General features: G+C 54.8%; 19 protein-coding genes and 1 pseudogene. 14 read left to right on the plus strand and 6 right to left on the minus strand.

Annotation, left to right across the window (positions count from 1 at the left end; genetic code table 11):
- Positions 1-3: 3 nt before the first annotated feature.
- On the minus strand, positions 4-1,641 hold the full coding sequence (locus HV037_RS18715) for a ShlB/FhaC/HecB family hemolysin secretion/activation protein (RefSeq protein WP_227021731.1): 1,638 nt from the start codon (positions 1,639-1,641) through the stop codon (positions 4-6).
- Positions 1,642-2,308: 667 nt separating this feature from the next.
- The gene (locus HV037_RS18720; RefSeq protein WP_181500129.1) at positions 2,309-2,917 is read right to left on the minus strand and encodes a class I SAM-dependent methyltransferase; all 609 of its coding nucleotides are present in this window, start codon (positions 2,915-2,917) and stop codon (positions 2,309-2,311) included.
- Between the two features lie 164 nt (positions 2,918-3,081).
- Between HV037_RS18720 and HV037_RS18725 the strand changes: the two genes are divergently transcribed.
- The 3 genes and pseudogenes from HV037_RS18725 to HV037_RS18735 all read left to right on the plus strand — a co-directional run.
- Complete coding sequence (locus tag HV037_RS18725) at positions 3,082-4,164, plus strand: LacI family DNA-binding transcriptional regulator (protein ID WP_181500361.1); 1,083 nt, start codon at positions 3,082-3,084, stop codon at positions 4,162-4,164.
- A 121-nt stretch (positions 4,165-4,285) separates the two neighbouring features.
- Positions 4,286-7,369, plus strand: coding sequence for a beta-galactosidase (locus HV037_RS18730; protein WP_181500130.1), 3,084 nt, complete (start codon positions 4,286-4,288; stop codon positions 7,367-7,369).
- Positions 7,370-7,421: 52 nt separating this feature from the next.
- Positions 7,422-7,856: pseudogene (locus HV037_RS18735) on the plus strand (oligosaccharide MFS transporter); the annotation flags it as partial.
- Between the two features lie 11 nt (positions 7,857-7,867).
- On the opposite strand, the gene HV037_RS18740 reads toward HV037_RS18735, so the two are convergent.
- Positions 7,868-8,565 (minus strand): IS1 family transposase gene (locus tag HV037_RS18740; protein WP_223274117.1). Its coding sequence is split into 2 segments (ribosomal slippage): positions 7,868-8,316 and positions 8,316-8,565, totalling 699 coding nucleotides; the frame shifts between segments, so codons are not numbered across the junction.
- A gap of 49 nt (positions 8,566-8,614) precedes the next feature.
- Between HV037_RS18740 and HV037_RS18745 the strand changes: the two genes are divergently transcribed.
- Positions 8,615-9,355, plus strand: a complete 741-nt coding sequence (locus tag HV037_RS18745) for a class I SAM-dependent methyltransferase (RefSeq protein ID WP_103283518.1) — start codon at positions 8,615-8,617, stop codon at positions 9,353-9,355.
- A 49-nt stretch (positions 9,356-9,404) separates the two neighbouring features.
- Here HV037_RS18745 and HV037_RS18750 read toward each other — a convergent pair whose 3' ends face one another.
- From HV037_RS18750 to HV037_RS18760, 3 genes are all read right to left on the minus strand, one after another.
- Positions 9,405-9,968 carry a DJ-1/PfpI family protein gene (locus HV037_RS18750; RefSeq protein ID WP_049281633.1) on the minus strand — a complete coding sequence of 188 codons (564 nt, stop codon included), beginning with the start codon at positions 9,966-9,968 and terminating at the stop codon, positions 9,405-9,407.
- 165 nt (positions 9,969-10,133) lie between these two features.
- The gene (locus HV037_RS18755) at positions 10,134-11,522 is read right to left on the minus strand and encodes an APC family permease (RefSeq protein ID WP_016151916.1); all 1,389 of its coding nucleotides are present in this window, start codon (positions 11,520-11,522) and stop codon (positions 10,134-10,136) included.
- Between the two features lie 387 nt (positions 11,523-11,909).
- Entirely contained in the window at positions 11,910-13,328 is a 1,419-nt protein-coding gene (locus HV037_RS18760) for a glutamine synthetase family protein (RefSeq protein WP_046276299.1), read from the minus strand.
- A 211-nt stretch (positions 13,329-13,539) separates the two neighbouring features.
- Between HV037_RS18760 and puuD the strand changes: the two genes are divergently transcribed.
- From puuD to HV037_RS18810, 10 genes are all read left to right on the plus strand, one after another.
- Entirely contained in the window at positions 13,540-14,304 is a 765-nt protein-coding gene (puuD, locus tag HV037_RS18765; protein ID WP_016151914.1) for a gamma-glutamyl-gamma-aminobutyrate hydrolase, read from the plus strand.
- 25 nt (positions 14,305-14,329) lie between these two features.
- A complete protein-coding gene (puuR, locus tag HV037_RS18770) occupies positions 14,330-14,887 on the plus strand; it encodes an HTH-type transcriptional regulator PuuR (protein WP_016151913.1) in 558 nt (185 codons plus the stop codon).
- A 137-nt stretch (positions 14,888-15,024) separates the two neighbouring features.
- Complete coding sequence (gene puuC / locus HV037_RS18775) at positions 15,025-16,512, plus strand: aldehyde dehydrogenase PuuC (RefSeq protein WP_016151912.1); 1,488 nt, start codon at positions 15,025-15,027, stop codon at positions 16,510-16,512.
- Positions 16,513-16,514: 2 nt separating this feature from the next.
- Positions 16,515-17,795, plus strand: coding sequence for an FAD-binding oxidoreductase (locus HV037_RS18780; RefSeq protein ID WP_016155784.1), 1,281 nt, complete (start codon positions 16,515-16,517; stop codon positions 17,793-17,795).
- 208 nt (positions 17,796-18,003) lie between these two features.
- A complete protein-coding gene (hyaA, locus tag HV037_RS18785) occupies positions 18,004-19,131 on the plus strand; it encodes a hydrogenase 1 small subunit (RefSeq protein WP_049270897.1) in 1,128 nt (375 codons plus the stop codon).
- Complete coding sequence (hyaB, locus tag HV037_RS18790) at positions 19,128-20,921, plus strand: Ni/Fe-hydrogenase large subunit (RefSeq protein ID WP_103283516.1); 1,794 nt, start codon at positions 19,128-19,130, stop codon at positions 20,919-20,921. The genes hyaA and hyaB overlap by 4 nt, the downstream gene beginning before the upstream one ends.
- An 18-nt stretch (positions 20,922-20,939) precedes the next feature.
- Complete coding sequence (gene hyaC, locus HV037_RS18795) at positions 20,940-21,674, plus strand: Ni/Fe-hydrogenase b-type cytochrome subunit (RefSeq protein ID WP_016155781.1); 735 nt, start codon at positions 20,940-20,942, stop codon at positions 21,672-21,674.
- Positions 21,671-22,252 carry a hydrogenase 1 maturation protease gene (gene hyaD, locus HV037_RS18800; protein ID WP_016151907.1) on the plus strand — a complete coding sequence of 194 codons (582 nt, stop codon included), beginning with the start codon at positions 21,671-21,673 and terminating at the stop codon, positions 22,250-22,252. The genes hyaC and hyaD overlap by 4 nt, the downstream gene beginning before the upstream one ends.
- 5 nt (positions 22,253-22,257) lie before the next feature.
- Positions 22,258-22,665, plus strand: a complete 408-nt coding sequence (gene hyaE, locus HV037_RS18805; protein WP_103283515.1) for a hydrogenase-1 operon protein HyaE — start codon at positions 22,258-22,260, stop codon at positions 22,663-22,665.
- A complete protein-coding gene (locus HV037_RS18810; RefSeq protein ID WP_016155779.1) occupies positions 22,658-23,515 on the plus strand; it encodes a hydrogenase expression/formation protein in 858 nt (285 codons plus the stop codon). Before hyaE ends, HV037_RS18810 begins: the two co-directional genes overlap by 8 nt.
- The last annotated feature ends 78 nt before the right edge of the window (positions 23,516-23,593 follow it).

Genomic DNA, 23,593 nt, shown 5'->3' on the forward strand with positions numbered 1-23,593 from the left:
TCCTTAAAATGCCACCGCAACGCGGTAATACACATTGAGATGATCCGGCGCCAGCCAGTCCGGATAGTTAACTGGCGTTCCTACGGTAAACTGACTGGAAAACCAGCGCCCTGAACTGGTTAATCCCAGCGCAGCCCCCCACAACGTGCCGGAGGCATAGCTATCAACGTTATCCTGTTTCAGCCAGCCGCCGTCGAATGCCGCTATCGCGCCAATCTGTCCCAGCACCGGCAGTGTAAATAGCGAATAATTCACTTCATTGCGCCAGTAGCCGCCGTTATCTCCAGAAATGTACTGTTCTTTAAAACCGCGAACGGAGGTTTCTCCGCCCAGCGTCAGGCGTTCACTTCCATAGAGTCGGTCTGGAGACCATTGAAAATACACGCTGCTTAGCCACCACAGTTTCTCTGCCAACGGGCGCTGGAAACTACCGCTGACGCCCCATTTGCGAAATTCCGCCCTTGGCACATCACCCTGTTTATCGTTGTCATCCTCTGCGCCAAACCATGGCACGCCCTGGGTGAATGAAGGGTTAAACGTCGCAACGCCGGAAGCAATTTTTTGCGTATGGTTGATGCCCAGCGAAACGCTGGAAAGCTTGCGACTACTGGTTTCCAGCAGGATATCATTCAATTTGTTACGGTTAATTCGATGCGTCAAACCCAGCGATGCAGCGGTTTTGACATCACCATTGCGAAACAAAACCCAGGATCCGTTCAGACGATGGGTTTCGCTATCTCCGGTGGAACGCCAGGCATAACCATTGTTATCAATCGTGCTGAGGTAGTTACTCCAGCTGTAGTTGTAATCAAGCAGTCCGTAGCCGTAAGGAATACTCACGCCGGCCGCAAAGTTCTGCGCATCTTTGCTGCTGGAAAAATCGCTACTGCGTCCGCCGCTAATAAACCATTTATCCGCCAGGCCGAGCATATTATTGAAAAATAGCGCACCACTGAGCTGTCCGGTTCCGGTGCTCTTTTGTCCACTGTTATCAAAACTAACTGAGCCATTGAGTGGAAATTCAGGCGTGGCGGTGAGGTTAACTATTGAGAACCCCTGCTGACTGCCCGGCAAAATTTCAATTTCCACCGGCGTCTGGCGAACCCGGTTCAACTGCTCCATCCCCTGTTCAATGTCACGCAGATTGAGAATTTTTCCTTCCATTCCGGGAAAGGTCATCAGCAGAGTGCGCGATGGGACGCCTTCCAGACGTATTTGCTGCAATTTACCCTCAAGCACCGCAATGTGCAGCACCCCGGATGAGAGATCCTGTTCGGTTAAAAAGGCACGACTGGTGATGTAGCCTCGACTGATATACCAGTCGGAAATTGCATTTGTCAGTTCCGTAAGGCGGGGAATATTCAGGCATTGATTCACCCATGGCGCGGTAAGCTTTGCCGAGGCAGCGGCGGACAACTTCGTTGCGCCGTCAATATCAATACGCGAAATCATAAAACACGGCCCTTCAGTCTGGGCTGGCGTTTTCGGCGTTACGGTTTCGGGTAGCGTAACGCTACGCTCCAGCTCTTCACGCTGGCGCTGGTTTTCATTAAGTCGCTGCTGCTGTTGCTGCTGAATGGTATTCCGATCCGCAGGAGAGAGTGGCGCCGCAGAAACAGTTGTGAACGGCAAAATTAACATCCCAATTAATATTGCCAACTTTCTTTCATCCCTGAACTTCACCCCACCCCCCATAAAAGTACGAAAGCGAACTTGACTGTAAAGCACAGCCGATCCTTGTAAAAAAGCACAAAATGTAAACAAAAGTAAAGACATTAAGTGCTATTTCACTTCATTCCAATTGCATTTTAGGATTTCTTATGCTCTTAAGTTAAATTATTCTTACTCTGTTGACCTAATCCCATCGCAAATCGCCCATTTACCCACATTAACGCTCTGGACAATACGCTACGATGACGCCACTCGCATCGTGCTAACAGACACACCTCCCCGGCACTAAATAAGCGGAATCCGCAATACCTGGAAATTGTACTATTATCGCTTAACTTAATTGTCGTAAAGTAATAGCGTTAAAAAACATGGAATAATTAGAAATGAATACCAGCATAATTAAACCTTCCGCGATCGTTCTTTTCTTCCTTATTCTGGCAATGCTCAATGGTTTTATTGCAACCCTGGGTTTATTCTTGTCGATTTATACCCTGTGTAAATTTCGTTCCGACGAATACAGCCCATATCAGTATTTTTTAGCAACCAACTCACTCATTTGACAATTATGCCTTTTGTTTTAATAGGGCTCACCAAAGCAGAAGGGAAGGAAGAGAAGGGAACGCTTAACGTTGAGAGTTTAGCCACGTTTTTGCGCCAGCCAGATGGTATGCCCGGCGCAGTGCGGATCTTCCATCACCATCTCTACCACCACAAAACCGTGCGCTGACAGCAATGCGCGGTATTCATCCGGCGCGAGGCTGGCGTGAAACAGCGGTTCGCCCTCAAATTGCCCCATCGCGATACCGTTTTCCGTTCCGCTGGTAAACATCAGCGCGCTGCCGGGACGGCTGAGTCGGTCAAAAATCGGGAACATCTTTTGCTGATCCTGCTGAGTTAAATGGAAAAAGCTGTCCCAGGCGATCAGACCATCGAAAGTCTCGTTAAGTCCCAGCTCGCGCATATCCTGCGCCAGCCAGCGCTGTGCAGGAAAAGAGTGCCGGGCCCGCGCCAGCATCGCCGCAGAACCATCAATTCCCGTAAGCGGAAAGCCTTGCTGAATAAAATAACCAGCAATCGGCTGACCGTTGCCGCAGCCAATATCCACAATGCTGCCCTGCCCGCCCATCACGGTGATGAACTTATCCAGCCAGCTTTTCTCGAACAGTGCGCGTGAACGCTGGCTGGCAAAGGCCTCCACATGACGTTGGTAGATGGACAGAATGTTGTTTGCCGCAGAGTCGCTCACGATGTCCTCACTTTTTTATGCTGTTAAGCATCACGACGATAAATCCTCCAGCACACGATCTGCAACCCTGGAATGCGCCTCGCAGAACCAATGCGCAAATACCCCAAAACCGTCCCGCTGTGGCATCATAGCGCGCAGATAACGTCATGACAGGGGTGATAAACGTGAAACCGGTAACGCTATACGATGTGGCAGACCATGCAGGAGTCTCTTACCAGACCGTCTCGCGCGTCGTGAATCAGGCCAGCCACGTTTCCGCAAAAACCCGACAGAAAGTTGAGGCCGCGATGGCGGAGCTCAATTACATCCCCAACCGCGTCGCACAGCAGCTGGCGGGCAAACAGACGCCGCTGATTGGCGTCGTGACGGCGAACCTTGCCCTGCACGCCCCCTCGCAAATCGTTGCCGCCATAAAATCCCGCGCCGACCAGTCCGGGGCCAGCGTTGTGATCGCCATGGTCGAACGTAGCGGCGTTGAGGCATGTAAAGCCGCAGTCCACAACCTGCTTTCTCAACGCGTAACCGGGCTTATCATCAACTACCCGCTGGATGAAGAAGACGCCATTGCCGTGGCTGCCGCCTGCGGTACGGTGCCGGTGCTGTTTCTCGATGTCTCAGATCAGACGCCAATTAACAGCGTGATTTTCTCCCATGACGACGGCGCACGTCTCGGCGTTGAACATCTGGTGCAGCATGGGCATCAGCGTATCGCCCTGCTGAGTGGGCCACACACTTCGGTTTCGGCAAGACTTCGCCATGCGGGGTGGCATAAATATCTGGCGCACTACCAGCTGCAACCCACCGCGGAGCTGGAAGGCGACTGGAGCGCGATGTCAGGTTTTCAGCAAACGCTGCATATGCTTAATGGTGGTAATCTCCCCACTGCCATGCTGGTCGCTAACGATCAAATGGCGCTGGGCGCGATGCGGGCGATCAGCGAGTTCGGTCTGCGGGTGGCGGTTGATATCTCGGTGATCGGCTACGATGACACCGAAGACAGCGCCTGCTACATCCCACCACTGACCACCATCAGGCAGGATTTTCCGTTACTGGGTGAAACCAGCGTCGACAGACTGCTGCAACTTCCCCGTGGGACCTCAAGCGTGGGCAACCAACTGCTGCCCGTAACCCTGGTTAAGCGCAATACGGTTCTGCCTCCCGATACGCAAACCATCTCACCCCAGGTGCTGGCCGACTCACTGATCCAGCTAGCGCGGCAAGTTTCGCAGCTCACACCCAAATTGTGAACGCATAACAATTGTGTGAGTCAGTTCACTCATTGAGCGCCCCATCCTTTACAGTTGGGATCGCTTATTCGTATTTTGATTGAAATTGTGAGCGAATAACAAATTCAAACAGGATACCGTTATGAACCTGAACACAGATTCACTCTCCGCTGTACTGGCCCGCCGTGACTGGGAAAATCCCGGCGTCACGCAGCTCAACCGCCTGGAGGCGCACCCGCCGTTTTGTAGCTGGCGCTCAGCGGATGATGCGCGCACCAATCAGCGATCAACTCAGTTACGCTCGCTGAATGGCAAGTGGCAGTTCGCCTGGTTTTCCGCGCCTGAGGCCGTGCCGGAAAGCTGGCTGACAAGCGATCTGCCACAGGCTGATACTATCAACGTCCCCTCTAACTGGCAGATGGACGGTTACGACGCGCCAATTTATACCAACGTCACCTACCCGATCCCGGTTAACCCCCCGTACGTTCCAGCGCAGAATCCGACAGGATGTTACTCGCTCACATTCAGTATCGAAGACGCGTGGTTAGATGAAGGTCAGACGCGCATTATTTTTGACGGGGTGAATTCCGCGTTTCATTTGTGGTGCAATGGTCGCTGGGTTGGCTACGGTCAGGACAGCCGCCTGCCGTCTGAATTCGATCTTAGCGATTATCTGCTGCCAGGCGAAAACCGCCTGGCTGTGATGGTGCTGCGCTGGAGCGACGGCAGTTATCTGGAAGACCAGGACATGTGGCGCATGAGCGGGATCTTTCGCGATGTATCTTTGCTGTATAAGCCCACTACGCAAATCCGCGACCTGCGCATTAACACCCGTTTTAACGACGATTTCAGCCGCGCCACGCTGGAAACAGAAGTCAGAGTGGCGGACAACGAGAGCGAAGATTTACGCGTCACCCTGCAATTGTGGGACGGTGAAACGCTCACTCACGAAACGACTTCCCCGCTCGGCAGCGAAATTATTGATGAACGCGGCGCTTATCATGATCGGGTTACCCTGCGTCTGAACGTCGAAAACCCGGCGCTGTGGAGTGCCGAAACGCCTAATCTGTACCGCGCTGTGGTCCAGTTACGTACCGCTGACGGAGTGCTGATTGAAGCGGAAGCCTGTGATGTCGGCTTTCGTCAGGTTCGTATTGAAAACGGCCTGCTGTTACTCAACGGTAAGCCGCTGTTGATTCGCGGCACCAACCGTCATGAGCACCATCCGGTCAATGGTCAGGTGATGGACGAGGCGACGATGGTGCAGGATATTCTGCTGATGAAGCAGAACAACTTTAACGCCGTGCGCTGCTCCCATTACCCGAACCATCCATTGTGGTACACCCTGTGCGATCGCTACGGCCTGTATGTGGTCGACGAAGCCAACATTGAAACCCACGGCATGGTGCCGATGAATCGCCTCACCGACGATCCCGCATGGCTGCCAGCCATGAGCCAGCGCGTCACGCGCATGGTGCAACGCGATCGCAACCACCCGAGCATCATCATCTGGTCACTGGGCAATGAATCCGGGCATGGCGCCAACCATGACGCGCTCTACCGCTGGATAAAATCAGAAGATCCGTCCCGCCCGGTACAGTATGAAGGCGGCGGCGCAAATACCACGGCGACCGACATTATTTGCCCGATGTACGCCCGCGTCGATCAGGATCAGCCCTTCCCTGCGGTACCCAAATGGTCGATTAAAAAGTGGCTGTCGATGCCCGGCGAGCAGCGTCCGCTGATCCTCTGCGAATACGCCCACGCCATGGGCAACAGTTTTGGCGGCTTCGCCAAATACTGGCAAGCGTTCCGTCAATTTCCGCGCCTACAGGGCGGGTTTGTCTGGGACTGGGTAGATCAGTCGCTGATTAAATATGATGAGAACGGCAAGGCATGGTCTGCCTACGGTGGTGATTTTGGCGACACGCCTAACGATCGTCAGTTTTGCATGAACGGCCTGGTGTTCGCCGATCGCACCCCGCATCCGGCATTATACGAGGCCAAACATGTGCAGCAGTTTTTCCAGTTTACGCTGCTGCCGGGACCCAAACGCCAGATTGAAGTAACCAGCGAATATCTGTTCCGCCACAGCGATAACGAAGTTCTGCACTGGTCGATTGCCCAGGATGGCAACCCGCTGGCCGCCGGAGAAATCGTGCTGGATATCGCCCCACAGAGTCGCCAGGTGATTACCCTGCCAGATGTCCCGCTGCCGGAAACCGCCGGCCAGCTATGGCTAAAGGTACGCGTAGAGCAACCTCAGGCCACCGCATGGTCAGATGCCGGGCACATTAGCGCCTGGCAGCAATGGAAGCTGGAAGAGAAACTCAGCCTGGCGCCACGGCAAACTGCCCGTACCGCACCACAGCTGAACGTGAGCGAAAACACCTTTACTGTTGAGGTCAACGACAAGCGCTGGCAATTCAACCGTCAGTCTGGCCTGCTGACACAGTACTGGATTGGCGACGCAGCTCAGCTGTTAACCCCGCTTACTGACCAGTTCACCCGCGCGCCGCTGGACAACGACATCGGCGTGAGCGAGTCAACCCGCATCGACCCTAACGCCTGGGTCGAACGCTGGAAAGCCGCCGGTCATTATCTGGTCGAAGCAACGTTACTGCACTGTGCTGCCGACACGCTAAGCCATGCGGTACTGATCGCCACCGAACATGCGTGGCAGTATCAGGGCGAAACACTGTTCGTCAGCCGAAAAAGCTATCGCATTGACGGCAATGGTGAAATGCAGATAACGGTGGATGTCGACGTCGCCAGCGGCACGCCACATCCGGCCCGCATCGGCCTGAGCTGCCAGCTGGCGCAGGTCGCTGAGCGCGTGAACTGGTTAGGTCTCGGCCCACATGAGAACTACCCGGATCGCCTGAGCGCTGCCTGTTTTGATCGTTGGGATTTGTCGCTTGATGAGATGTACACCCCGTATGTTTTCCCTGGCGAAAACGGTCTGCGCTGCAACACGCGTGAGCTACGCTACGGCGAACATCAATGGCGAGGGGACTTCCTGTTCAACATCAGCCGCTTTAGCCAGAAGCAACTGATGGAAACCAGCCACCGCCATCTGCTGCAACCGGAGGCTGGTACCTGGGTCAATATTGATGGCTTCCATATGGGCGTGGGCGGTGACGACTCCTGGAGTCCTTCCGTTTCACCAGAGTTCCTGCTGAGTGCCGGACGCTACCACTACCAGCTGGTCTGGGGTCAAAAATAATAATAATCGGGCAGGTTCCCCCCTGCCCGCATTCATCGTAAGGAAGTCCATTATGTATTATTTGAAAAACACTAACTTTTGGATGTTCGGCTTCTTCTTTTTCTTTTACTTTTTCATTATGGGTGCCTATTTCCCCTTCTTCCCTATCTGGTTACACGATGTAAACCATATCAGTAAAGGTGACACCGGGATCATTTTCGCCTGTATTTCACTATTTTCATTATTATTCCAGCCTGTTTTCGGACTGCTCTCCGATAAGCTTGGCCTGCGTAAACACCTGCTGTGGGTAATTACCGGAATGCTGGTAATGTTTGCCCCATTCTTTATTTACGTCTTTGGCCCGTTATTACAGGTTAATATTTTACTGGGTTCGATTGTCGGCGGGATTTACCTTGGCTTTATCTACAATGCCGGCGCTCCGGCGATTGAAGCCTATATTGAAAAAGCCAGCCGCCGAAGCAATTTTGAATTTGGTCGCGCGCGGGTAATGACTCCAACTTACTGATAGTGTTTTATGTTCAGATAATGCCCGATGACTTTGTCATGCAGCTCCACCGATTTTGAGAACGACAGTGACTTCCTGCCCAGCCTTGCCAGATGCTGCCTCAGATTCAGGTTATGCCGCTCAATGCGCTGCGTATATCGCTTGCTGATAACGTGCAGTTCTCCCTTCAGGCGTGATTCATAAAGCGGCCAGCCATCCGTCATCCATACCACGACCTCAAAGGCCGACAGCAGGCCAAGAAGACGCTCCAGCGTGGCCAACGTGCGTTCACCGAATACGTGCGCCACAACCGTCCTCCGTATCCTGTCATACGCGTAAAACAACCAGCGCTGGCGTGATTTAGCGCCGACGTAACCCCACTGTTCGTCCATTTCCGCGCAAACAATGACGTCACTGCCCGGTTGTATGCGTGAGTTTACCGACTGCGGCCTGAGTTTTTTAAGTGTCGTAAAATCGTGTTGAGGCCAACGCCCATAATGCGTGCACTGGCGCGACATCCGACGCCATTCATGGCCATATCAATAATTTTCTGGTGTGTACCGGGCTGAGAGGCGGTGTAAGTGAACTGTAGCTGCCATGTTTTACGGCAGTGAGAGCAGAGATAGCGCTGATGTCCGGCAGTGCTTTTACCGTTACGCACCACGCCTTCAGTAGCTGAACAGGAGGGACAGCTGATAGAAACAGAAGCCACTGGAGCACCTCAAAAACACCATCATACACTAAATCAGTAAGTTGGCACCATTACCAAGATTTTTACCATCAGCGAAAGCGCACATCGCATTCATAATCCGTTCACCGCACAGAAATACGCCACGTTAGGCGAGGTTTTAAGGATGGCACCGGGAACACGCATTCTGGACCTCGGCAGCGGTTCGGGTGAGATGTTGTGCACCTGGGCACGCGATCACGGTATTTCCGGCGTTGGTATCGATATGAGCCGGCTGTTCAGTGAGCAAGCCACCCTGCGGGCCAAAGAGTTGGGTGTCAATGAGCACGTGCGTTTTATTCATGCCGATGCAACAGGTTATATCGCCGAAGAAAAATTCGATATTGCCGCCTGCGTTGGTGCGACCTGGATTGCCGGCGGCGTCGCTGGAACGGTCAGACAACTGGAACAAAGTCTCAAACCATGCGGAATTATGCTCATCGGCGAACCTTACTGGCGTCAGACGCCTGCAACGGAGAGCATCGCCCAGGCTTGCGGCGCGACTTCGGTGACCGATTTTCTTTCTCTGCCAGAGCTCGTTTCATCTTTCGACCTGCTCGGTTATGACGTGGTTGAAATGGTACTGGCTGACCAGGAGGGTTGGGACAGATACGAGGCGGCCAAATGGCTGACGATGCGCCGGTGGCTGGAGGCAAATCCGGACGATGAATTTGCCCCGGAAGTCAGAGAGCAACTGAGGAGTTCACCAGCACGCCACGTAGCCTTCACCCGGGAGTACATTGGTTGGGGGGTGTTCGCACTCATACAGAGGTAATATGTCCAGTCGGTATAACGAGGCAGGTTATACCGACTTTTTTCATCGCTTACTTCATTAATACTTCAACAAATTTAGCCAGCCATTGCGGATGCGCGGGCCATGCAGGCGCGGTAATCAGATTGCCATCCACGTGGGCTTGATCAATGCCGATATCTGCGTAATGCCCGCCGCTCAGACGAACTTCTGGCGCACAGGCCGGATAGGCGCTACAGGTCCGGTTTTCTAACACCCCCGCCGCCGCTAATAGCTGAGGTCCATGACAGACCGCGGCGATAGGCTTACCGGCAGCGTTGAAATCTTGCACCAGCTTAATGACATCCGGATTCAGCCGGAGATATTCCGGAGCACGTCCGCCGGGGATCAGCAGCGCGTCGTAATCGGTGGCCCGCACCTCGGCAAAATTTGCATTCAGCGTAAAACGATGACCCGGTTTTTCACTGTAGGTCTGCGCCCCATCAAAATCATGAATAGCGGTTTGAACGTAGTCCCCCTGACTTTTATCCGGACAGACGGCATCAACACGATGGCCCAGCATCTGCAATGCCTGAAAAGGCACCATCGTTTCATAATCTTCGACATAATCGCCGACCAGCATCAGTATCTTCTTCATTCACATCCCCCGCTCACGGTTATTAATGATGAGAAATAACGGCCATCTTTACTATAGCCCACGCATTTCACGACATTAATAAATACCGCAGGACACGCCGTCACCGGACGTCTGAAGGTAGTTGCCCCTGACGGCGTGCCCTGTTGTTAATACCTGAAGTTTATGTCACTCCCAGGCCTGCTCAGATTTCGCGGCGTCAAACTGCGGCGGCGGCTTGCGGAAACGTCCGGTCAGGTAGGCGAGATACACCAACCCCACGCCAGCCCATACCAGTCCCAGCGTCAGCGATGTCACCTCCAGGTTCACCCACAGTACGGCAACGGTGGCGGCGCCGACCATTGGCAATACCAGGTAGTGCAACTTTTCCTGCCAGGTATGCTTACGCCCTTCACGACGCCAGAAGTGGTTAAACACGGACAAATTAACGAACGTAAAGGCCACCAGCGCGCCAAAGTTAATCAACGCCGTGGCGGTCACCAGGTCAAAAAACAGGGCCGAGAGTGCCACAATCCCGACCATAATGACGTTCAGCGCGGGTGTACGCCATTTCGGATGGACATAGCCGAAGTACTTCTCCGGGAAGACGTTATCGCGGCCCATCACGTACAGCAGACGTGAAACGCTGGCATGGGACGCCAGACCTGACGCCAGCGTATTTACAAAGGTCGTACACAAGAAAATAGACTGGAACAGTTTGCCGCCGACGTACAGCGCAATCTCCGGCAGCGCCGCGTCCGGGTCTTTAAATCGGCTAATATCTGGAAAAAATAGCTGCATAAAGAACGAGGCAGCAATGAAGATCAGTCCACCGTAAAGCGCGGTAAGGAAAATTGCTTTTGGAATGGTACGCGCGGCATCCGGTGTCTCTTCAGAGAGCGTGGTTACCGCATCAAAACCGAGAAACGAGAAGCAGACGATGGTCGCCCCGGTGATAATCGGGATCAAATGCGCATTCTGGCTGATAAACGGTTGCAGCGACCAGACGGTCCCGACCCCTTCGCCTTTGTGCAGCCCCTGCACCACGAGAACAATGAACACCACGATTATCGCAACCTGCACCAGTACAAACAGCGCATTGAAGTTCGCCACCAGATTTACGCTTTTCAAATTGGCCGCGGTGAGGATCGCTACAAACATCACCACCCAAATCCATGGCGCAACGCCCGGGAACAACGCGGAAAGGTAAATTTTCGCCAGCAGGACGTTAATCATCGGCAGGAACAGGTAATCAAGCAGTGACGACCAGCCGACCATAAACCCCACATGCGGGTTGATTGCTTTTTGCGCATAGGTGTAGGCCGAACCGGCTTGTGGAAACTGGCGAACCAGCTTTCCGTAACTGATGGCGGTAAACAGCACGCCCGCCAGGGCCAGCAGATAGGAGGCCGGAACATGACCATTGCTGATACCCGAAACAATACCAAAAGTGTCAAATACCGTCATCGGTGTGAGATAGGCCAGCCCCATCACCACCACCTGCCACAGCTTGAGGGATTTACGCAACTGTGCTTTGCCCGGCTGGGCCGCGAGATCCACAGAAGAATTAGTCGACATAGCTTTCCTCCCCGCCACGGGCCCAGATCTGCGATCGAAACGTGGGTACAGCAGACCTGGGTCGTGTCGGGGTGGAAAGCCAAAAGAAAGGCGTCAATGTTGCACGGCACAGATGCGGTCCGTACTTACTGCGGGAGCCATGGATGCTCACGCGGGGCGGGTTTTTAAACATTGGCATCATCACATTTCCTCGTCACAAACTCTGTCGGTTATCTGAAGACCCGTTGTCGCAAGCCGCTCCATTACGCGACATCCGGGAAATGGCAGGTGATCCTGCAATATTGACGGGCTGGCTCCGCTCAGACCGCATGATGCGACTTCTTTTTTTCAATGACCAAACAATGCGTACAGGCCCGACAAACATTCCGCCGCCGGGCCACTTTCCTGTCAGGCGTTTTTCAGCATCCACTCAATTTCAGTGTCGGTAATCAGGCGTTCAAACTGGATCAGTTCATCGTGTTTACAGGCGTGATACACATGGCTAAAACGCTCCCCGAGCAACTCACGCAGACTGTCATTTTGCATGAACTCCCACAGCGCATCGCTCTGGCGGATCGGGAACGGTAGCCCTTCCTGCTCCAGGCCGTTACCTTCCACCTCTTCCTGCAACGGCAGCTCGTTATCCAGCCCATGCAGGATCCCCGCCAGAATGGTCGACATCACCAGATACGGGTTGGCGTCAGCCCCCGCCACGCGATATTCAACCCGATGGTTATCACGATCGCCGCAGGGAATGCGCAGTGCCACCGTACGGTTGTTGTGCCCCCAGGAAGCCTGGGTCGGAACATACATCCCCGGCTGGAAGCGGCGATAAGAGTTCACATTCGGCGCCAGCAGCGCCATTGACGCGGGCATCAGATCAATCATCCCGGCAAGCGCACGTTTAAGTAACGCGGAATCATCGCCATTCGCATCGGCTAACACGTTCTCGCCTTTATTATTCATAATGCTGATGTGGATATGCATTCCGCTACCGGCATGCTCCTCATAAGGTTTTGCCATAAACGTGGCATGCATCTTATGTTTCTCCGCCACCAGCCGTACCAGCCGTTTCAGCGCCAGCGCGTCGTCGCAGGCGTCGAGTACGTTATCGGTATGGTAGAGGTTGATTTCAAACTGCCCAGGGGAGGCTTCAGCCACCGCGCCGTCAGCCGGGATCAGCTGCAAACGGGCCAGTTCATCGATATCGTTCAGCACATCAGCAAAGTGGTTCAGGTTATCAACCGAGTAAACCTGACTTTGCGTATTCCGATCGTCCGTTCCCGGCGCGCACGGCGGCTGCAGATAACCTTCGGGATCGCGCTTACGATCGAGTAAATAGAACTCCAGCTCTACCGCTACGACGGGGAACAGACCGCGCTGGCGAAGTTTCTGCCAGAGTCGGTTAAGTACGTTCCGCGGCTCAACGTCAAAGGGAGCGCCATCTTCATCCAGCATCGTCAGCATCATCTGCGCAATACATTCCGGATCGGCGGCCGAAGGCGTTAACGTGCCAGGCACCGGGACACAGGTCCGATCCGGTTCGCCAAGCTCCTGCCCTAATCCCGCCTCTTCGACCACATTGCCAAGAATATCCATCGCGAAAACGGATGCCGGGAAATAGCAGCCTTTCTCTAACTTGTGTAACCCTGCAACGGGAATGCGTTTACCACGAAAGCAACCATTCAGGTCGGTTAACAGCACATCCACGAACTGCGTGTTGGGATAGCGCTCCAGATACTGCTTAACTTCACGCGCAAACGCGCTACTTCGTCTCTCTTCAGAATGCTGAACAAAATTCTCAACTTCTACGATATTGGTTTCCATGATTCACCGCCGTTGGCCTGTAAGCTGTTCTGTGATTTGACTGTTAAATATAATGTCCACTCTTCGACTCTGGATGCAAACAAATTGTTTGTCAAATGTTAAATTAAGTTTGCTAGAAGGTTATTCCACTGCTAGATTGAGAAAATAATGAACGGAATGGCATAACAAGGAACCGTTTGGCAATAATTTATTCCAAAACGTGAGGTCGATCATGGGCAATATATTTGACAAGCCAGTTATTGGTGTAGTGATGTGTAGGAACAGGCTTAAGGGTCACGAGACCCAGACTCTGCAAGAAAAGTACCTGAATGCAGTATTAAACGCCGGTGGATTACCGATAGCGATTCCCCATGCGCTTGCGGAACCCGAATTACTGAACGCGCTGTTACCGAAACTGGATGGTATCTTCCTGCCAGGAAGCCCAAGCAATGTGCAGCCGCACCTTTATGGTGAAAATGGCGATGAGTCTGACGCCGATCCCGGGCGTGATCTTCTGAGCATGGCGCTAATTACCGCCGGGCTCGAAAGGCGCATTCCCATTTTCGCCATCTGCCGGGGCTTACAGGAATTAGTTGTCGCCACTGGCGGGACTCTGTATCGTCGCCTGTGCGATCACTCACAGTTCCTGGAACATCGTGAAGATGCGGAACTCCCGGTGGAGCAGCAATATGCGCCATCTCATGAAGTCCAGGTTCAACAGGGAGGATTGCTATCTCAGCTAATACCAGGTTGCAGCACGTTTTGGGTTAACTCCTTGCATGGTCAGGGCGCAAAAACCCTTGGCCCGCAACTGCGCGTGGAAGCACGCTCGCAGGATGGATTAGTGGAAGCAGCCAGCGTTCACGACCATCCTTTCGCGCTTGGCGTGCAGTGGCACCCGGAATGGAACAGTAGCGAATATGCCCTGTCGCGTTTGTTACTTGAAGGTTTTATCACCGCTTGTCAGAACCACCTCGCTGAAAAACAGCGACTCTGACCACTACAGTTAAGGAAATGCAATTATGAGCGATGACGGCCTGGCGCCGGGTAAACGTTTGTCAGAGATCCGCCAGCAATTGGGTCTTTCACAGCGTCGTGCCGCCGAACTGTCTGGGTTAACGCATAGCGCCATCAGCACCATAGAGCAGGATAAAGTCAGTCCTGCCATCAGTACGCTGCAAAAGCTATTGAAAGTTTATGGGCTGTCGCTCTCCGAGTTCTTCGCGGAACCGGAAAAGCCTGACGAACCGCAGGTGGTTATCAATCAAGATGATTTGATTGAGATCGGGAGTCAGGGAGTATCCATGAAGCTGGTACACAACGGAAATCCGAATCGTACGCTGGCCATGATGTTTGAAACCTATCAGCCAGGTACGACAACCGGGGAGAGAATTAAACACCAGGGTGAAGAGATTGGGACAATACTTGAAGGTGAAGTGATACTGACCATCAACGGTCAAACGTATCATCTTGTTGCAGGGCAAAGTTATGCCATTAACACCGGTATACCACACAGCTTCAGCAACACCTCGGCAGGGATCTGCCGCATCATCAGTGCCCACACTCCTACCACTTTCTAATAAGTAGCGGCCTGAGTTTCTCAGGCCTTCTTAAATAACGCGCATTAACAGGGTACATCCCTGGGGCATCGTGCAGCCTGATTTTGCCTGAAAAGATCAGCAACGAACTTTATCTTATTGATATAAAAGGAGTAGCTATGAACTTTCAGAATCTTAAATATTGGCGTGAAAAAGCCAGCCATTATTCGCCGGAGACCCGTTTATTTATTAACGGCGAATATTGCGCAGCCGCCGATAACGAAACCTTTATTACGCAGGATCCGGCAGGACAACGCCCGCTCGCCAAAGTCGCCCGCGGCAAAAAAGCGGATGTAGACCGCGCGGTCACCGCAGCCCGCACCGTGTTTGAACGCGGAGACTGGTCGCAAGCATCACCCGCAGAGCGCAAGGCAGTCCTGCACAAGTTCGCCGATTTAATGGAGCAGCATCACGAGGAGCTGGCGCTACTGGAAACGCTCGACACCGGTAAACCGATTCGCCATAGCCTGCGTGATGATATTCCAGGCGCGGCACGCGCCATCCGTTGGTACGCCGAAGCAATAGATAAAGTCTATGGCGAAGTGGCCACCACCTCGGTGAGCGATCTGGCGCTGATTGTGCGCGAGCCGGTAGGCGTCATTGCGGCCATCGTGCCGTGGAATTTTCCCCTGCTGCTGGCCTGCTGGAAACTTGGCCCGGCACTGGCTGCAGGCAACAGCGTGATCCTCAAGCCTTCAGAAAAATCACCGCTGACCGCCATTCGCCTTGCTGCGTTGGCAAAAAAAGCCGGTTTGCCAGATGGCGTACTCAGCGTGGTGAGCGGATATGGCCACGAAGCGGGCCAGGCGTTGTCGCAGCATCCGGATGTTGATGTGATCACCTTTACCGGCTCGACCCGCACCGGCAAGCAACTGCTCAAAGACGCTGGCGACAGCAATATGAAACGCGTCTGGCTGGAGGCCGGTGGTAAAAGTGCCAACATCGTTTTTGCCGACTGCCCGGATCTGCCGAAAGCCGCCGCCAATGCTGCAGCAGGCATCTTCTATAACCAGGGTCAGGTCTGTATCGCCGGTACGCGTCTGTTACTGGAAGAGAGTATTGCCGACGAGTTCATCGCCCTGCTGAAAGAGCAGGCGAAAAACTGGCAGCCGGGCAACCCGCTGGATCCGGAAACCACGATGGGCACGCTTATCGACAACGCGCATGCCGACACCGTGCACGGTTTTATTCGCGACGGTGAAGCGCAAGGCACGCTGGCGCTGGATGGTCGCAGCCACGTCCACCCAGCGGCTATCGGCCCGACTATTTTTGTCGATACAGCCCCGCAAGCCCACGTCAGCCGCGATGAGATTTTCGGCCCGGTACTGGTCGTCACCCGTTTTAGCAGCGAAGCCGAAGCCCTGGCGCTGGCCAACGACAGTGACTACGGCCTGGGGGCCGCGGTCTGGACCCGCGATCTGTCGCGCGCCCACCGCATGAGCCGTCGCCTGAAGGCCGGTTCGGTCTTCGTTAATAACTACAACGATGGTGATATGACTGTGCCGTTCGGCGGTTATAAGCAAAGCGGCAACGGGCGCGATAAGTCCCTGCATGCGCTGGAAAAATTTAGCGAACTGAAAACCATTTGGATCTCCCTGGAGCCTTAATCATGACTGAACATACCAGCAGTTATTACGCCGCAAGCGCCAATCAGTACGAACCGTTTCCCACCCTTAGCGAGTCGGTTAGCTGTGATGTTTGCGTCGTGGGCGGTGGATATACCGGACTCTCCTCCGCCCTGCACTTAGCGGAGATGGGTTACGACGTAGTGCTACTGGAATCCGCGCGTATCGGCTTCGGGGCCAGCGGACGTAACGGCGGTCAGTTGGTGAACTCCTACAGTCGCGATATCGACGTCATCGAGCGCACCTATGGCCCGGACGCCGCCAAAATGCTTGGCAGCATGATGTTTGAAGGCGGTAATATCATCCGCGAACGTATCAAGCGTTATCAGATCGAATGCGACTATCGCCCCGGCGGACTGTTTGTGGCGCTGAACCACAAGCAGATGGAAACGCTGGAAGAGCAGAAGTCGAACTGGGAACGCTACGGCAACACGCAGCTTGAACTGTTAGACAGCAGCGAAATTCGTCGCGAAGTCAGTAGCGATCGTTATGTCGGCGCGCTGCTCGACCACAGCGGTGGTCATATTCATCCGCTGAACCTGGCGATTGGCGAAGCTAACGCCATTCGTCTGAACGGCGGGCGCGTCTTCGAACAGTCGCCGGTCACCCGTATCCAGCACACCAGCCCGGCGGTGGTCAGCACCGAAAAAGGTCAGGTTACGGCCCGCTTTGTGATCGTCGCGGGCAACGCCTACCTCGGCGACAAACTGGAGCCTGCGCTGGCAAAAAGCAGCATGCCATGCGGCACACAGGTGTTAACCACCGAACCGTTGTCTGCAGAGATGGCGCGCTCGCTGATTCCTAAAAACTACTGCGTGGAAGATTGTAACTATCTGCTGGATTACTACCGTCTGACCGGTGATAACCGCCTGCTGTACGGCGGCGGCGTGGTCTACGGTGCCCGCGATCCGGACGATATTGAACGTCTGGTAATGCCGAAATTGCTGAAAACCTTCCCGCAATTGCAGGGGGTAAAAATTGATTACCGCTGGACCGGTAATTTCCTGTTAACGCTATCTCGCATGCCGCAGTTTGGCCGTCTTGATACCAACATTTACTATATGCAGGGCTACAGCGGCCACGGCGTGACCTGTACCCACCTGGCAGGACGTCTGATTTCTGAACTGCTGCGCGGGGATGCCGAGCGCTTTGACGCTTTCGCCAAACTGCCGCACTACCCGTTCCCGGGGGGGCGCAGCCTGCGCATTCCGTTTACCGCCATGGGGGCGGCATATTACAGCTTACGCGATCGCCTTGGGGTTTAAGTTCTTCCGCAATAAACCCGACGCACAGGGCGGTCTCCCCTGTGCGTTTTTTTATTCCCGGACAGTGAAAAACAGGTAACGGGCACGAAAATATCGCAATAGGACATAACCCTACACTTTACATTGTTTCTCCCCGCTGATCGGATAGGCTTTTTTAGATTATCGCTGGCGACGTGGCCAGAACTCAACGGGGGAAGAAACGCGTGTTATGAATACGAATAACGAGGAGACCTTTTATCAGGCGATGCGCCGCAAAGGGGTGAGTCGACGCAGTTTTCTCAAATATTGCAGCCTCGCAGCAACATCGCTTGGGCTGGGAGCCGCAATGACGCCCAGAATAGCCTGGGCGCTGGAAAACAAACCCCGGATCCCGGTCGTCTGGATCCACGGGCTGGAATGCACCTGTTGCACTGAATCATTTATCCGCTCCTCTCACCCACTCGCCAAAGACGTCATCCTCTCCCTGATTTCTCTTGATTACGACGACACCCTGATGGCCGCCGCCGGAACGCAGGCCGAAGAGGTATTTGAAGACATTCTGAGCCGCTACCACGGCCGATACATTCTGGCCGTCGAGGGCAATCCTCCGCTGGGTGAACAAGGAATGTTCTGCATCAGCGGCGGGCGACCGTTTATTGAAAAGCTAAAAAGAGCCGCGGCAGGCGCCAGCGCGATTATCGCCTGGGGAACCTGTGCCTCCTGGGGCTGCGTGCAGGCCGCACGGCCTAATCCAACCCAGGCAACGCCGATCGATAAGGTGATCACCGATAAGCCAATCGTGAAAGTGCCCGGCTGCCCGCCGATTCCGGATGTCATGAGCGCCATCATTACCTATATGGTGACGTTTGATCGTCTGCCTGAACTCGATCGTCTGGGGCGTCCGCTGATGTTCTATGGTCAGCGTATTCACGACAAATGCTACCGCCGCGCCCACTTTGACGCCGGGGAGTTCGTTGAGAGTTGGGACGATGACGCAGCCCGAAAAGGCTATTGTCTGTACAAAATGGGCTGCAAAGGGCCTACCACTTATAACGCCTGCTCCACCACCCGCTGGAATGGCGGCGTTTCTTTCCCCATCCAGTCCGGTCATGGGTGTCTGGGATGTTCAGAGAACGGCTTCTGGGATCGCGGTTCGTTCTACAGCCGCGTAGTCGATATCCCGCAGATGGGGACGCATTCAACCGCCGATACCGTGGGCCTCACCGCGCTTGGCGTGGTGGCCGCCAGCGTCGGTGTCCACGCAGTCGCCAGCGCCGTCAATCAACATAACCGCCACAAACAGCAATTAGCCGACGCCGGACAACAGTCGCAAGACAATGAGGATAAACAGGCATGAGCAATTCGTATCAAACCCAGGGATATACGGTCAATAATGCCGGCCGCCGCCTGGTTGTCGACCCCATTACGCGCATTGAAGGCCATATGCGTTGTGAGGTGAACATTGATGAGCAGAACATCATCACCAACGCGGTGTCCTGCGGCACCATGTTCCGTGGACTGGAAATTATTCTGCAAGGGCGCGACCCGCGCGATGCCTGGGCGTTTGTCGAACGAATTTGCGGGGTGTGCACTGGCGTACATGCGCTCGCATCGGTCTATGCCATTGAAGATGCCATTGGCATCAAGGTGCCCGATAACGCCAACATCATTCGCAATATTATGCTGGCGACGCTGTGGTGCCACGACCACCTGGTCCACTTTTACCAGCTAGCCGGAATGGACTGGATTGACGTTCTGAATGCCCTGAAAGCCGACCCGCGCGCAACATCGCAGTTGGCACAAAGCCTTTCAGCCTGGTCGATGTCCTCCCCGGGCTACTTCTTTGACGTACAAAACCGCCTGAAGAAATTTGTCGACGGCGGTCAGTTGGGGATTTTCCGCAACGGTTATTGGGGGCATCCGCAGTACAAACTGTCGCCAGAGGCTAACCTGATGGGCTTTGCCCATTATCTGGAAGCGCTCGATTTTCAGCGCGAGATTATCAAAATCCATACGGTGTTTGGCGGCAAGAATCCGCATCCTAACTGGATTGTCGGCGGCATGCCATGCGCTATCAATATCGATCAGAGCGGCGCGGTTGGCGCGGTCGATATGGAACGCCTTAACCTGGTACAGTCGATCATCACCCGCACCGCCGACTTCATCAACAACGTCATGGTTCCTGACGCGCTGGCTATCGGCCAGTTCAACAAACCCTGGAGCCAGATTGGCACCGGGCTGTCTGATAAGTGCGTCTTAAGCTACGGCGCGTTCCCGGATATCGCCAACGACTTCAGCGCGAAGAGCCTGTTGATGCCTGGCGGCGCGGTCATTAACGGTGATTTTAACAACGTCATGCCGGTGGATCTGGCCGATCAGCAGCAAATTCAGGAGTTTGTCGATCATGCCTGGTACCGTTATCCGGACGATCAATTAGGTCGTCACCCGTTCGAGGGGATTACTGAACCCTGGTACAACCCCGGCGATGTCAAAGGCAGCGATACCGATATCCAGCAGCTCAACGAACAGGAACGCTACTCGTGGATCAAAGCCCCGCGCTGGCGCGGACACGCCATGGAAGTTGGACCGTTGGCGCGTACGCTGATTGCCTATCACAAAGGGGATGCCGCCACGATTGAATCCGTCGATCGCATGATGTCCGCACTCAAACTGCCGCTGTCGGGTATGCAGTCGACGCTGGGGCGTATTTTGTGCCGCGCGCACGAGGCGCAGTGGGCCGTGAGCAAGCTGCAATATTTCTTCGACAAGCTGATGACCAACCTGAAAAACGGCAATCTGGCTACGGCGAATACCGAAAAATGGGAGCCTGCAAGCTGGCCGCAGCAGTGCCGTGGGATCGGTTTTACCGAGGCGCCGCGCGGAGCACTCGGTCACTGGGCGTCGATTCGCGACCAGAAGATCGACGTGTATCAGTGCGTAGTGCCGACCACCTGGAATGCCAGCCCGCGCGATCCGAAGGGGCAAATTGGCGCCTACGAGGCGGCGTTGATGGGCACCCAAATGGCGATACCGGATCAACCGCTGGAGATCCTGCGCACCTTGCACAGCTTCGACCCCTGCCTGGCATGTTCAACCCACGTCCTCGGCGACGACGGCAGCGAACTTATCGCAGTCCAGGTTCGCTAAGCGTTAAGGAACGGAACGATGACTGGAAAGATATCCCCACGCGTCGGGGAGGCGCGTGATACCGCCGTCAGCCACTATGTGTTTGAAGCGCCCGTACGCTTGTGGCACTGGCTGACAGTGGGCTGCATGTTGGTTTTGATGGTAACCGGATACTTCATTGGCCGACCACTGCCGTCGGTCAACGGCGAGGCCACTTACCTGTTCTACATGGGCGACATCCGGTTAGTACATTTCGCCGCAGCCATGGTGTTTACGGTGATACTGCTGGGTCGCATTTACTGGGCCTTCGTCGGCAATCGCTATTCACGCGAGCTGTTTATCGTGCCTGTCTGGCGTCGCAGTTGGTGGCAGGGTGCCTTTTCGGTGGTGCGCTGGTATCTGTTTCTGGAAAAAAAACCGGGAGAGGATATCGGCCATAACCCCGTCGCGCAGGCGGCGATGTTCGGTTATTTCCTGCTCTCCGTTTTTATGATCCTCACCGGTTTTGCCTTATACAGCGAGCATAGCCAGTACGCCATTTTTACCCCCTTCCGCTATGTGACGGAGTTTTTCTACTGGACCGGCGGTAACTCTCTCGATATCCACAGCTGGCATCGGTTGGGGATGTGGTTCATCGCCGCCTTCATCATCGGTCATGTGTATATGGCTATCCGCGAGGACATCATGTCTGACGATACCGTCATCTCAACTATGATCAACGGCTACCGTAGCCACAAATTTGCCAAACGCCAGCGCGATAAGGAGGCGTCATGAGCGAACCTAACGTCATCGTGATGGGCTTAGGCAACCTGCTGTGGGCAGATGAAGGATTTGGCATTCGCGTTGCCGAACGCCTGTACGCCCACTATCACTGGCCGGAATGGGTAGAGATTGTCGACGGCGGCACGCAAGGGCTGAATCTGCTGGGCTACGTTGAGCAGGCCAGCCATTTGTTGCTGCTGGACGCTATCGACTACGGACTCGCGCCAGGCACTTTGCAATCCTACGCCGGTGAACAAGTCCCCAGTTACCTCAGCGCCAAAAAAATGAGTCTGCATCAGAACAGCTTCTCCGAAGTGCTTGCTCTGGCGGAGATTCGCGGTCATCTGCCCGCCCACATCGCCCTCGTAGGACTACAGCCGGTGCAGCTGGACGACTATGGCGGCAGCCTGACCGACATCGCGCGCGCTCAGCTCCCGGCGGCAGAACAAGCCGCGCTAACGCAACTGGCCGCGTGGGGCATCGCGCCACAGACAATCGATGAAACGCGTTGCCTGAACTATGAATGCCTGTCGCTGGAAAACTATGAAGGCGTGCGTATTCGCCAGTATCGTGTAACGCTGGAGAGATAAGCAACATGTTGAATGAAAAACCATTTTCTGCGTTATGGCAACGCATGCTGGCGCGCGGCTGGCAACCGCTGACCGCATCTGAACTGGATGACTGGGTAACGCGTGTGCGTGATGGCGTGGTGCTGCTCAGTAGCGATCCCCGCCGCACGCCAGAAGTCAGCGATAACCCGGTAATGATTGCCGAGTTGCTCCGCGAGTTTCCCCAGTTTGACTGGCAAATCGCTATGGCGGATCTCGAGCACAGCGAGGCTATCGGCGATCGTTTTGGCGTATTCCGCTTCCCGGCCACGCTGGTATTTATCCACGGCGAGCTGCGCGGCATTCTCAGCGGCATCCACCCGTGGGCCGACCTGCTCAACCTGATGCGCCCCCTCGTTGAAGAACGCATCCCCCGGAGCCTGCAAGATGAGTGATACCTTTTTTCATCTGCTGGGACCGGGAACCCAGCCGGGCGATGACAGCTTCAGCATGAATCCCTTGCCCCTCACCTGCCAGGTCAACAGCAGCCCCAGCATGGCGAGGCTGGAAAACTGTCCGCACAGCCCGGCGGTGATGGCATTGTTAGCCGACGTGCGCCACCAGCTTAGCCAGAAAATCCCCGTAAAACAGGACGTGCTGGGATGGGATTTATCCACGCTCAACGCAGACGACCTCACGTTTTTGAATACGCTGCTCGGCGAAGGCGAAGTTTCCGTGCGTATCCAGCAGGCTGACGGCAGGGCGAGTGAGATTCAGGAGTCTATTTTCTGCGGAATCTGGCGGGTGCGTTGCCAGAATGACTTGGGTCAATGGGAGGAGCATCTGGAGGCAGGCAGTGCGCCACGGGCGCTGTGGCAGGCAGCAACAATCACGACGCTGCCAGACGATAGCCTGTTGCCTCCGCCCGTCGATGGGTTGATGAATGGCCTGACGCTGGCTCAGGAACTGCTGGCGCACGTGCGCGATCCGGCCACGCAACCTCATAGCATTAACCTCACCCAACTCCCGGTTAGCGATGCGGATCGCCAGTTCCTCTCCCGCCTGTGTGGCGAAGGGCGCATTCAGATCCGCACCATCGGCTACGGCGAGAGCCAAATCGACGCCACGGCGCTGCGCCATGTCTGGCATGTGCGCTGTCTGGATACCCTGAAAGGGCTTCTGCTCGAGAGTTATGAGATCTGTCCATTACCGGAACTGGTACTGGCTGCTCCGGAGGATCTGCTCGACTCGCTCCAGCGCCTGGATGAAGTCTGTAGCTGGCTGGCATCCGGCCCGCCGGCCTGATCCCCTTCTCCCGACCCGCATACTTTTCTGCTGCGGGTCTGGCGTTTTCTTCCTTATCTATTCACTCTCTAATGCCTG

This window comes from Citrobacter sp. RHBSTW-00017 (genome assembly GCF_013797615.1).
Classification (GTDB): domain Bacteria; phylum Pseudomonadota; class Gammaproteobacteria; order Enterobacterales; family Enterobacteriaceae; genus Citrobacter; species Citrobacter braakii.